The sequence below is a fragment of the Flavivirga algicola genome (assembly GCF_012910715.1).
GTDB lineage: Bacteria > Bacteroidota > Bacteroidia > Flavobacteriales > Flavobacteriaceae > Flavivirga > Flavivirga algicola.
Genome location: NZ_JABBHF010000017.1, coordinates 37,905 through 51,132, shown reverse-complemented (window position 1 = coordinate 51,132; position 13,228 = coordinate 37,905). Strand labels below are relative to the sequence as shown.

General features: G+C 33.8%; 9 protein-coding genes and 1 tRNA gene. 2 read left to right on the top strand and 8 right to left on the bottom strand.

The window, feature by feature from the left end; genetic code table 11:
* Positions 1–92: 92 nt before the first annotated feature.
* Both HHX25_RS20415 and HHX25_RS20410 read right to left on the bottom strand, forming a co-directional pair.
* Positions 93–854, bottom strand: coding sequence for a hypothetical protein (locus HHX25_RS20415; protein ID WP_169677264.1), 762 nt, complete (start codon positions 852–854; stop codon positions 93–95).
* A 733-nt stretch (positions 855–1,587) separates the two neighbouring features.
* Complete coding sequence (locus HHX25_RS20410) at positions 1,588–2,031, bottom strand: helix-turn-helix domain-containing protein (RefSeq protein ID WP_169677262.1); 444 nt, start codon at positions 2,029–2,031, stop codon at positions 1,588–1,590.
* Between the two features lie 428 nt (positions 2,032–2,459).
* Here HHX25_RS20410 and HHX25_RS20405 point away from each other — a divergent pair, with 428 nt between their 5' ends.
* Together HHX25_RS20405 and HHX25_RS20400 are read left to right on the top strand one after the other, a co-directional pair.
* Positions 2,460–3,230, top strand: a complete 771-nt coding sequence (locus HHX25_RS20405) for an RNA polymerase sigma factor (RefSeq protein WP_169677260.1) — start codon at positions 2,460–2,462, stop codon at positions 3,228–3,230.
* 1 nt (position 3,231) lies between these two features.
* Entirely contained in the window at positions 3,232–4,329 is a 1,098-nt protein-coding gene (locus tag HHX25_RS20400) for a hypothetical protein (protein WP_169677258.1), read from the top strand.
* 213 nt (positions 4,330–4,542) lie between these two features.
* On the opposite strand, the gene HHX25_RS20395 is transcribed toward HHX25_RS20400, so the two are convergent.
* The 6 genes from HHX25_RS20395 to HHX25_RS21495 form a co-directional block, all read right to left on the bottom strand.
* A complete protein-coding gene (locus HHX25_RS20395) occupies positions 4,543–5,814 on the bottom strand; it encodes a site-specific integrase (RefSeq protein WP_169677256.1) in 1,272 nt (423 codons plus the stop codon).
* Between the two features lie 214 nt (positions 5,815–6,028).
* Positions 6,029–6,103, bottom strand: a tRNA-Pro gene (locus HHX25_RS20390).
* 103 nt (positions 6,104–6,206) lie between these two features.
* Positions 6,207–7,187, bottom strand: coding sequence for a thioredoxin-disulfide reductase (gene trxB / locus HHX25_RS20385; RefSeq protein WP_169677254.1), 981 nt, complete (start codon positions 7,185–7,187; stop codon positions 6,207–6,209).
* A 199-nt stretch (positions 7,188–7,386) separates the two neighbouring features.
* Positions 7,387–8,562 (bottom strand): glycoside hydrolase family 88 protein, encoded by a 1,176-nt coding sequence (locus HHX25_RS20380; protein WP_205958082.1) that lies wholly within the window; start codon positions 8,560–8,562, stop codon positions 7,387–7,389.
* Positions 8,563–8,651: 89 nt separating this feature from the next.
* Positions 8,652–10,979, bottom strand: coding sequence for a right-handed parallel beta-helix repeat-containing protein (locus HHX25_RS20375; RefSeq protein WP_169677252.1), 2,328 nt, complete (start codon positions 10,977–10,979; stop codon positions 8,652–8,654).
* Between the two features lie 8 nt (positions 10,980–10,987).
* On the bottom strand, positions 10,988–13,228 hold the full coding sequence (locus tag HHX25_RS21495; RefSeq protein ID WP_169677250.1) for a right-handed parallel beta-helix repeat-containing protein: 2,241 nt from the start codon (positions 13,226–13,228) through the stop codon (positions 10,988–10,990).

Genomic DNA, 13,228 nt, shown 5'->3' with positions numbered 1-13,228 from the left:
AACTTTGTCAGTATACACCAAACTGAAAATCCTGATGGATTTTGAGGTTAGGCGAGAACCAGCAATTACTTATAGCCAATATTGTGCTTTAGTTAATTTTTTGTTATCGACTTTATTTTATCAAATTCCTTGTTAATATGTAATTCCAAAATCGATTTTGTTTCTTCAAAATTTTTTGATTGATATTGAAACTCTTCTTCCCCAAAGATTAAAGATAAATTCAAATCCTTATTAACTTCTACTACCATTTCTTCATCCTCCTCATTTAGTATAGAAATCCAAAAAGCTCCGTGTTCCTCGTCCATTTTTTTAATATCTTCTAGAGCCTTTGTAATGTCATTAGAATTTACATCTTCTTTATTGTAACCACCCGCATATTGAATATATGAGTCAGATAGTGAGACTCCTTTAGATTGAGAAAAATATAATTCAAGGCGTTTACTAAATTTATCGAATTGGGGAATTTTTCTTTTTGATAAATATTTTGAAAGTCCAGTTTTATTATTTATCAAAAAATGATAATAAATAGCATAAGTTATACTAAATCCTTTACTCAATCCTAGAGTTTCAGAAGTTTCCTCTGTCGATTGATTTTTGTTTTTATGGTAATTTTTTTCTTGATGATAACTGTAACAAATAAATTTTATCAGATCCTCATTAAACTTTTCAAATACAGATAGTATTGATTCAGAATTTATTCCACTCTGTTTTATTTCTTCATCAGAAAGTCGTTTGATTATTTCTTGGTCAGAGGTAATCAAATCAACCTTTATAAGTCCCGTTATTCTTTCATCCATTTGCGAAACAAGAGGATGATTAAATAAATCTATGTTCTTTTTTCTTTTAAACCACATTTTTATTTTAATGAAGCACAACTTTTTTTATGCAAGAGTTTTATTCATATAGCCAACCATATTATTAGGTTATGAGGAATTTTCTACTAATTTTATGTTTTATAGTTTCCATTCTTTACGATTATAAAATACATATTTTCTCACAATTTACGCAAGTTATATAAATTCCCAAAGTAAAAATGTTTAGTTTTTGCAATCAGATATTTCAATGCAGGCATTCTTTACAAATAAGTTTGCCATACCTCCTTTTGAATAATCCAAAGTAGCACTTCCTGTCAATTGAAGTTCTACTTAAGCGAACTTTAGCCTAAAATGTATCGTAGTAATGTCATGTTCCATTCCAATGTAAACTGAATCGGATAACAATTGAAGAGCACATATTTTAGGCTAATGTTCAAGATCTTTTTAATGAAGCGCTTTTCCCGAAATGGAGTGTTTATGTAATGGAGTGGAATGGGCTAGAATGGATTTATTTGTTTATACCCTTTCTGGCAGCAACTCTATTGGTAATTATGGCTATTTTATTATTTCTAATTTTCTTATCAAAAATCCTTGGTACTTTTAGTATCTTAGTTTCTCAAATCTGAAACCCCTATAGGTTTTCACACAAAAAAACAATTACTTAAAACCTTGAATAGAAAACTGGTAATTGTATAGAATCGAGGAATTAAGTTAATTAGCTTACGCCTCCAGCGTGAGCTGTTTTTTTAATAGCCATTATAAACCTAATATTTTAGCCGAAGATATTTTTTATTACTTTGGTATTCAGTACATACGGCGATTTTACTTTTTTCCAACGAGAAATTTCATCTTGTGTTAGTGGTTTCACAGAAACTATTTTTAATCTTTTCGGAACACCTCCTTTGTCATCCATTACTTGTTTTCGAGTGTTGATATTAAATAAATCTAATTTTATTCTAACCAAATCATTTTTTAAAACTTGTTTAGGGAAGAGCTTGTTGTAAGAATCCAAATCCAAAGCTAAAGCTATACGAGATAACATTCTAGTATTTGCTTTTGATTTATTTTTTATATTTTCAATATTACCTATATAACCTTCCGAGACACCTAACTTCTGGGCTAATTCAACTTGATCAATTTTTGCCTTTATTCTTTGGATTCGAATATTCTCTTTTATCCAAAAGTCAAATTCTGATATTATAATCTCTATAATCATACGTATAAATTATATGACAATGAAAGAATTACAAAATTTATAATCACATACTCTTGAGTGTGTGGTAAATTTTTATATATTTGTCTCATATTCATTTATGAATTGTAATTTTGCGATTCTTCATTTAAAATATTGAAGCATTCGCTTTGAATCTCGTACTGGAAAACTGGTAATTTAATAGAAACGAGATGATAAGTAAGATGCTCACGTCTACCGGCGTGGGCTCACTTATTGTTTCCAGGTATACCAGTACCTCCAGTGCAATAAGCTGAGTTCCACGCCTTTTTGTTTGTAGAAAAAGGTAACTCTTCTCAACCTTTTTCAAAGCTATCTTCTCTTTAATAAATTATAAGAATACGCATCAGCTATTTAATATCAATCAAATTTAATTATGGTGGAAGCTATCACCAGTTTAAACGAGGTCTGTTATGCCACATAGTAATTTTAAATTATTAAAAAAAGGAGATCCCTCTGCTTTAGAACAAATTCATGCTCAATACAACAGAAGTATCTTTTGGGTCGGTAAGCAAATGATTAATGATCATTTTGCTATAGAATCCTTGGTTCAAGATACTTTTTTAAAATTATGGGTTCATAGGGACCGAATAGAATCTCCTAAACATATTTTCTATTTCTTAAGGTTTGTGATGAAAAGAGAATGCATTTCATACTATAGTAAACCTAAAAATAAGTTCTTTAGGAATGTCCATTCGTTAGAGAATTACGACAATTACCAAGACTATATGGTGGGGTATGATCCCGTAAATGCATTTGAAAATCTGAAAGACCATGAATCGGAACAAAAAAACTTCAACCGAATCAAAAACGTATTACCTCTATTGAACGCTGAAAGAAGGCATTTGATTGATCTCTGTTTAAAATATGAGTTTCAATATAAGGCTATTGCTGAGGTTATGGGAACAAGTATTAATGAAACTAGTAACGAAGTGAAACAAGCTATTGAGGATATTAAAACGATTATTAATCAAGGAAGTTCGCTTGAAATTGAACAAAAGCCCACTGTTGAAATTAAGGTTCAAGGTGTTATGACCAAGGAACAAGCAAGAGTATTAAAGCTCCGATGTGAAAAGAAATATTCCTTTACGTCCATTGCTACAGAGCTTAATTTATCCAAAAAGAAAGTTCACAATGAATTTATGATAGCGTATAAACTCATGCAACAATTAGAATCCGCTTGATATGGAAAAGCCTACACTCAAACTAACCCGAAAGGTTCAGATATTGGTCGACCTTCCTACCCAAGAAGAACGCAAGGAAGCCTTGGACAAACTTTATCAGTGGCAAAACAGATGCTTTAGAGCCGCCAACCTTATTGTTTCTCATTTGTATGTACAGGAGATGATCAAGGATTTTTTTTATTTGTCAGAGGAGATAAAGTATAAATTGGCTGATGAAAAAAAAGATGAGTACGGAATCTTGCAACGCTCCCGAATGAATACAACCTATCGTGTAATATCAAATCGCTTTAAAGGTGAAATCCCCACGAACATATTATCCAACCTGAACAAAACTTTAATCGCTTCTTTTAATCAAAATCGTCCTGAATACTGGAAAGGTGAACGTTCCCTTAAAAACTTTAGGAGGGATATGGCTTTTCCTTTTGGTTTGGAAGGCATAAGCAGATTATCATATAATGACGAGAAAAAGGCTTTTTGCTTTCGTTTATTTCAAGTTCCTTTTAAGACGTATTTAGGAAAGGATTATACAGACAAAAGAGCGTTATTGGAGCGCGTAATAAAAGGAGAAATCAAACTTTGCACTTCTCATATTAAATTGAAAGATGGTAAAATCTTCTGGCTACCGGTTTTTGAAATTGAAAAAGAAAAGCATTTCCTAAAACCGGAGGTGATTGCGGAGGCATCCCTGTCTTTAGAATACCCCTTAGTCGTGAAAACTAGTAAAGCCAGACTTTCTATAGGAACTAGGGAAGAATTTCTCTATAGAAGGTTGGCTATACAAGCAGCCCTAAAAAGGGCACAAGTTGGGGCTACTTATTCCAAGTCGGGCAAAGGAGTTAAAAGAAAATTAAAAGCAGTGGACAGGCTTCGCAAAGCCGAAAGTAATTATGTATCCCATCGTATTCATGTATACAGCAGAAGGTTAATCGATTTTTGCATTAAACATCAGGCTGGAACACTAATTCTATTAAATCAGGAAGACAAGATTGGGATAGCTAAACAGGAGGAGTTTGTATTAAGAAACTGGAGTTATTATGAGTTAATGATCAAAATAAAATATAAAGCCAAGAAAGCTGGCATTGAAATTATTATAGATTAACCAATTTGGTTACGAGGGTGCTTGTACACCCGTAAGGTGAGGTTGAAAATGACACTCACTAAATGTGAACAGCATATACAACGCGTGGGCTCTCTTATTTTAATCTCTCTTAATTAGTCTTATAAAATTAGTATTCCTGATTTTTAAAATTTAAAATTTCCTTTCCATACACTTCCGTAATTTTTTGAGAAGCGTATGGAAAGGAAATCTTTTTTAGACCTTAAAAATTTGTTTTTTATTCTCTACTTGAGATTGTTTCTTTTTAGCCTCAAATCGTTTAAGCAAGTTTTGGAAATCCTCGCTGATTTTAGTTTCTACGACTCTAGCATAAATTTGGGTTGTTGACAATTTAGTATGCCCTAATAGTTTTGAAACGGTTTCTATAGGTACACCATTAGATAACATTACGGTCGTTGCAAAAGTATGTCTAGCCACATGAAATGTTATATGTTTATGTATTCCACAAGATTCAATTATTTCCTTTAAATAACTATTTATTTTTTGATTTGAATAAAGAGGTAATATTTTTTTTGACCTTATCGATTCAAAACCATTCTTATACTTATCAATGATTTGTTGTGCTCTTGGTAAAATTGGAATTTTGACCGCTTCACTCGTTTTTTCTCGTTTGGTAAATATCCAATAATTATTATCAATCCCCCTGACTATTTGATTTGGTGTTAGCTCCTTTAAATCAATATAGGAGAGCCCTGTATAACATGAAAATAAAAAACAGTCCTTGACCCGCTCTAAACGTTGTTGACTAAACGACGTGTCCTCTATTAACCGTAACTCTCTTTCAGTAAGATACTGCCTGTCATATTTATTAAACTTTAATTGAAACTGTTGAAATGGATTTTTAATTAACCATTCTAGTTTACACGCAAGATTTATCATTTTCTTAAATCTTTCTAAATGTTTCATAACACCATTATTGGTTAAAACATTTTCATTTTTTGAATTCTTATAATTCCTCAAATACTGTTCAAAATCACAAATGAATCGATAATTTAATTCTTTCAAATAGATATCATCTGCTTCTAATATTTCACTTAAAAATTTATATAAATATTTCTCCGTAGTGTAATAATTCTTCATAGTACCAAACTTCAATACATTAATCATATTGGTATTATGATAGGTAATAATCTCTCTTAATGTTTTCCTGTCATCATCTTCACCGAGAAACCTCCCTTTTATTGCGCTGGCCGAAATCATTTTACCTTCCTGAAATAATTGCTTATGGCAATCGAGTATTTGATTATAGACTTCATCTAAGTAAGCATTTAAAAACCTTACTTTTGTTGTATTTCCCCTACATCTAGCCCTGTTATTGTCCCAATCGTTCACCAGAACGCTTCTTTTTAAACTAATTTCAGAGCGTTGTCCATCGACTGTAATTCGAGCATAGATTGATAATTTATCTGCCTTGCTTGATGATTTTCTTGTGAAGAAAATGATTGTAAATGTACTGTTTGTCTTCATTTCACGAGTTTTAAGTTAAACAAATTGATTTGTAAAACAAAAGTCAAATTGTTCTTAAAAGCTCTTTAAATTTACGACAATTCTATAAAGAAATGACTCACCGAATAGTACACCTTTTAGTTGATTTCATATGATTTCAATTGATATCATAAAAAATTAAAACACTGAAAATCATACAATTAACAGTGTTTTGTTTTTACCTAAACTAGGTTCGTCGGGATGACAGGATTTGAACCTGCGACCACACGGCCCCCAGCCGTGTACGCTAACCGGACTGCGCCACATCCCGTTGAAATTTTGGTTTTCAAAGAAAACACTTTTTTATATAACTGCAAAAAGAAAAACCAAAGCTTTATACTTTGGTTTTTCTTTTTTTATTAATAACTCAGATATTAGTTATATGTTGATGTAGATACATCGAAAGTAGCATCTTTAGCAGCTAAATAGCGTTCTGCATCCAAAGCAGCCATACAACCAGTTCCTGCTGCAGTAACAGCTTGTCGGTATACATGATCTGCGGCATCACCAGAAACAAAAACCCCTTCTATATTCGTTTTAGAGGTTCCAGGTACATTAATTATATATCCTGTTTCGTCTAAATCTAAGAACCCTTTAAAGATGTCCGTATTTGGCTTATGTCCTATAGCCACAAAAAAGCCAGTGGCTGGAATCTCATGTCTTTCATTTGTTTTATTATTGAAAACCCGAACACCAGTAACTACCTGGCCATCTCCTAGAACTTCATCTGTTTCTGTATTATAGAGTATTTCTATATTTTCGGTATTCTTAACCCTAGCGGCCATAATTTTAGACGCTCTAAATTCATCCCTACGAACTAGCATCGTCACTTTTGTACAAAGCTTGGACAAGTAATGAGCTTCTTCACAAGCAGAATCTCCAGCACCAACTATAACAACTTCTTGGTTTTTATAAAAGAACCCGTCACACACTGCACACGCCGAGACACCTCCTCCTAATTTTAAATATTTTTGTTCAGAATCCAACCCTAAATATTTAGCGGATGCTCCTGTAGAAATTATTACAGTATCGCAATGAATTTCTTTGGTTTCGTTAACCCATACTTTATGGGTATCGCCTGAAAAATCGACTTTAGTTACCCAACCATTGCGCACATCTGTTTCAAAACGTTCCGCTTGTTTTTGTAATTCCATCATCATTTCTGGTCCAGTCACCCCTTCTGGATATCCAGGGAAATTTTCAACCTCGTTTGTTGTTGTTAACTGTCCTCCTGGTTGCGTACCCTGATAGAGTACAGGTGACATATTGGCTCTTGCAGCATAAATAGCGGCTGTATAGCCTGCTGGTCCAGAACCTATAATTAAACACTTTATTCTTTCTATCTCTTCTGACATAACCTTAATTGTTTAGTAAGACAAAAGTAGAATTTTTGACGCAAAACTTACATAGAAGTTATTAACAGTTATTATGGTTCTATATCTAAAATCTATAATACTTCAATTCTTTTATAATGAGCAATATGCTTACCTGAAATGAATAATATTCTTTTTAATTAATGAGATTTTATAAAACATTTAAACTACCATTAATAGATTATTTAAGTTTATCTAATTCCTTTTTACGTTTTAATGCTTCTAAAAAGTAGTAATCGGCATAAACAATTGGCACATCCAATTCTGAATTTCTTGGCCAGTTTCCTGTAGAATGATCTAATAGGAAACCTTGCTTATCTCCTACTTTAATGAGATAGTTTTCCGTAGAAAGTGTTTCTATAATCTTATCGGCAGCTTCTTTATACACTTCTTTATTTGCTTTAGAGTGTGTTGAGAGTTCATACAATGCAGAAGCTGTTATAGCTGCAGCGGAAGCATCTCTAGGTTCATCTGGAATATTTGGCGCATGCATATCCCAATATGGAATATGATCTTCTGGCATCTTATCATAAGATAGAACAACATGTGCTATTTTATTAGCTTGATCTAAATATTTTTGATCACGTGTCTCTCGATACATAACTGTAAATCCATATAAACCCCAGGCCTGACCTCTTGCCCAGATCGATTCATCGGCATAACCTTGGTTTGTTACTTTTTTAATTACCTCTCCAGTTTCAGGTGAATAATCTACCACATGATATGAACTATTGTCTTTTCTAAAATGGTTTGTAATAGTGGTATTGGCATGGTTAAGAGCTATCTCTTTAAAGGTATTATCTCCTGTTTCTTTACTTGCCCAAAGCAACAATTCCATGTTCATCATATTGTCTATAATGACTGGGTATGTGTATAGGTTTGTTGTATGGTCCCATGATCTAATACATTTAATAGTATCATTGTATCTACTTGCCAAGGATTTAGCTGTTTGAATAAGTATTTTTTTGTACTCAGGATTTCCAGTCGTACGATAGCCATGTCCATAACTACAATACATCATAAAACCAACGTCATGGGTGCCTGTATTATACTGCTCTTTTTCAAGCAATTTAGTGTATTGAATCGCTTTATTTTTCCATTTTTCATGTCCTGTTAAATCGTACATCATCCACAACTCTCCAGGAAAAAAACCACTTGTCCAATCACTCGAAGATACCATTATAACATTGTCTCCTTTTATTGACCTTGGAAGTATTTTTTTCCCTTTGGTATTGGCTTCAACAACTTTACATGCATGTTCTAATTGTGATTCGGTCTTAGAAATAACGGCATCAATATCATACTGATTCGAAACTTGTTTTTTGCAACTATTGGTTGTTAATACAAGTAAAATCATTAATATGAAGCTCTTAATTAATTTGTTATACGTAATCATATTTTATTATTTTATTTTCTTTGGTTGAATTTATAGTACTTAACCTTCTATTATTTTGGTTCTTCTTCAACTAATTTTGCTGAATTAAAACGTTTTTTTGTCCCTGGGCGACCACTCGGTATACCTTTGAAAAAAGCCTTTACCTCCTTGCGATATTTTTCTTTATCTGGTACTTGACTTCTATACGCATCAATATACAAACCTATTTTATCAAATGGGATTTTTGGATGCTCAGTTTCATTCTTAAACTTAAAATTCATGTTTTTATAATCTTTAAAATCGTCCGGTGACACATGCTTATTGTTTTTCACGCTAGATTTTGCAATAACCTCAGACGGTACACGGTAATCAATAATCTTATCAATGGACCTCTTGTTTTTATAATAAAAATTGTTTTCAATAGTGTGATGTATAGGCCACAGACGACCATACTCCAGTGTATCGCTCAATATGGTATTCATAAGTGGGTATTTATCTTTCCACGGTGATTTGCCCCAGCCATCAACACCTGTATAATCTTCTACTCTTCCAATATAATCTTCTTTTGTTCCGCGTCGGTGATGGTTTGGATCTGCTTTTATTTCTTTTTGAATTCCAAACATCTTATGCCCTAAGCTTACAACATAATAGGCTCCTCTATCGCCTTCTAAAAACACATTATCTTTTAAAGTATGCCCAGCTCCTCCAAACATAAAAATGCCTTTGGATGCAGATTTATAAAATACATTCCCAATACAGGTAGCTCCCGATTGCCCATCGTCCAAATGCAAACCAGCACGCTCTACTTTTTTTGGAACATGCATTAAATGATGAAAAAAGTTATGTCGGTATGTATTTCCAAAACCACCCAAATCGGCTCCTGAATAAATAGCACCTCCATCTCCTTCATCATACCCTATGTTAAAAAGCTCATTAAGTTCAATTAAATGATCGTTTCCTTTAACAATCATGGCCTGACCCAAAGAATTGTGTATTAAGTTATTTCGAAAAATGTTACCAACGCCATTCATACCAATATTTACTTTTTCATGCTCAAAATTCTTTTGATATATATGGCAATTTTCTACGCTATTGTTACCTGCTGTAATTTCAGTTGGTGTTCTAAGTCCACCATTTAGTTTTATATGGGTATCTAAATCCACAAAATCGCATCCTTTAACACTGTTATTTTTTCCATTTATTTCTATACCCGTAGCTGTAGAATTTGTTATTCTGGCAGAAGCAACCAAATTGTGGTCTCCACCAATTTTGTAAACACTTCCGCTACCTACGTTTTTAACAGATAAGCCAATAATATGAACATAACTAGTAGCATCTAACTTTAAGAATCCATCGGCAACCGCCAATCCAATTTCAGTATGTTCAGTCATTGGTTCTGGCGGATAAATAAATAATCTATTTGTAAGTGTATCAAAATGCCATTCTCCTGGCTGATCTAACTCGCACAATAAACCAAATACCCTAAAAGGTTTATCATTTTTCCTCCAAGCCCAGCCATAGCCTAATGCTCTACTCAAGTGAACAGACTCTGTTTTTGCGCTAGCTGCATATATTGGCTGAGAACTTAACAACCAACTAGCTTCTATAAAACCTGTAAGTTGATTTCGAGTATTATTTCTTGCTATTTCATTCTCCCATTGCAACCAAGTACCTGCCATTTGGTCTTTCTTATTTGAAAAATTGGCTTGGGCACCCCTGGGTTCTTGTAAGGAACCTTTCCACGCTCTTGGCTTTCCTTCTTCTAAAAAAGGTACATGTCCAGCTCTTATTCCATACCCTTCTTTTCCTACTGGAATTCCAGGCGGCGAAACTTCTGGAGCTACTGTTTCTTCTTTAAAACTAGCATAGCCTTCATTAGGAAAAACCGACGGTAGGTATTCTTTGCCTTCATAACTTAGATTAAGCATCAGGCTTTTATTGAATCTGGCAATCATCAGTGGATCAGTTATGGTAGTTACTTTAATTTTATCTACAACAGACGCAGCCAGTCTATTTTTTTCTGCAAGGCCTTCAACACTACTAAATACTTGGGGATCTATTAATATACTCCCATCAAATAAAACAGCCTCGCCTTCAACTGCTTTGATAACAATTGGTTTTTTGGCAGTTCCTTTAAACTCACTTCCCAATACAATAGGTTTACTAAAATGGTAAACACCTCCTAGTAAATTAATGTTTATTCCCTGATCTGGGAGCCCCTTCTCTTTTAATAGTTTTGATGCTCGATTTATTGCTGCCTCAAAAGACAAGGGATCTGATTTAGTTCCTGCATTATTATCTCCACCTGATTGGGAAACATAGATTTTTGAGCTTGTACAGCTGGCAAAAACCAATAGAAACACACTAATAATTGAAATTTTTCCGAGTATACTTTTCATGGTAATAATTAATCTATTGTTTTTCTATATTCATCTACATACAATCCCATTTTATTAAACGGGATAGGTTTAAAATCAGGTAATTTTTTATACACTTCAGAATCTTGGCGAAGCGTAAAGTTTTTATTTTTAAAATCTACAAACCCTGGGTCATCGTTCGTTTGAAAATTGTTTTCGTTCTTAAAAACACCATATTTTCCACCCCGAGTCCGTATGGGGTTTTCTTTCCCTCCTATAATAACATTTGTAGATAAAATGTTTCGACGCGAACGCATGCCCTCCCATTCTTTGCCTTCCTCTATAACATCCATATAATTATGTAGTTCTGGGTAGCGTTCGCTATAAGGAGGTTTTAATATATTTAAATCTTTAAACAAGCGTTGTTCAAAAAGTTTACCTTTTCCAAAAACCAATGGTGCTTTACCTTTATACCACGTATAGTAATGTGGGCTCAACACTACGGTATATGAACGCGGATTAATAATAATATTATTCTTCATGGTTAAATCCCATCCTGTGTTACTATATAATACACCGTGTGCTGTTTGCATATTATAAAAAACATTCCCAAAAACCGTTACGCCCGTCGTGGAATCATCACAATAGATTCCCATATTCATACGGTTTTTGTTTCCGCAATCATGAAAGTAATTATAGCGAATCAAGTTTCCTCGATCACTGGGGTCACGCCCCAAATACCATACTGAAACATCATCTGAATGCTGTGTAACATGGTGAATATTGTTATATTCATATACATGCTCGTTTCCATGCGCGTAGATTGCCTGAAAATCGGAATTATATATTTCGCAATGTCTAATTTTGTTTGCTACACCGTCTATATTAATTCCTGACCACAAAAACTTATTTCTACGGTTGTAATCATGAACTTTGCAATTTTCAACGATATTGTTCCCTGGGGTCAATGACTTTTTATCACCTCCACTTAAATAAATACCTCCACTTCCTGTATTGTAAACATCGCAACTTAATATTTTATGGTTTTTACCCGCTTTACGGTTCCAGGTAGTGTACTTATAAATATGTCCCTGAAGGTTCCCTATGTTTCTTGAAATTGGTACGCCTTCGTAGTCATCGTGAGTAATATGTGGAAAGGTTTGTTTAGCGCCTTGCCCCATAAAAATGCCACTTGTACCTACATTGCGTACTGTACATCCCGCAATCGTATTATTTGTTCCGCCTTCTAAATATATTCCTATGCCTCGGCCAACTTCAACAATAAAATCCCTAAACACCACATGGCTGGCATTTTCGAGGCTTACAATAGGTTCTTCCAAAATGGAAATCTCTATCTGGGAGTCTTCAAAATTTGACATGGGCCACATATACAATATCCCGGTTTTTCTATCTAAATACCATTCACCTGGCATATCCAATTCCTCTAAAATATTTAAGGCTACGTAGTGATTGTAATCACGCCCTCCTCTAACACCGTACATATGTGGTGTGGCTAACTTTATTTGCTTTGATATGGTATCTATTTTTTCTACACGGATTTTATCATCTGCATAACCATTCCAAAATGTCCCCTGTAACCAGATATCTGGGTTCTGAAGCCAGTTTTCATGCCTATCATCGGTATATTTAAAAATAGCACCCCGCTCTGAATAATCGCCATTTCTTGGTTTAGAACCACTATCTAAAGTTTCTCCTATAGCAACAAAACCCTTATTTGGATAGCGTGCCAAAGTCATAGGTTCGCCATTAACAAACAGTTCTAAGGGGGCTTTGGTAACCGATAGTGCATGACCATATTGTGTATGTTTCCCAAAATTGGTAATACCGATAGATTTTAGATCTAGTTGGAGTATATTTTGAGACGCCTCCTTAGAAAATCGTTTTTTAACAATACTGTCTTTTAATTCTGAAAATAATTTTGCATCGATAGAAACCCCACCAAGAATAGTTACCTTTTCTTCTTTCACTGCTCTCCAAGTAACCAAAGCATCTTCTGTTCCAGAATCTAATGAATCCAGAACAAAAGAAGCATCCTGCTGATATATTCCTCCAGAAACCCAAACTGTGATTCCACCTTTGGATACTTTATTTTTTGATTTATATGCTCTAACTAAATTTTTTGCGCCAATAAGTGTCGCTACAGGTTGCTCCTTTGTACCTGGGTTATTGTCATTTCCTTTAGTCGACACATAATATTCCACTCTGGTTCCTGAACAACTAAAAAAACTTACTACAAGAACACAAAAAACAGCTATTTGTCTCACTATCAC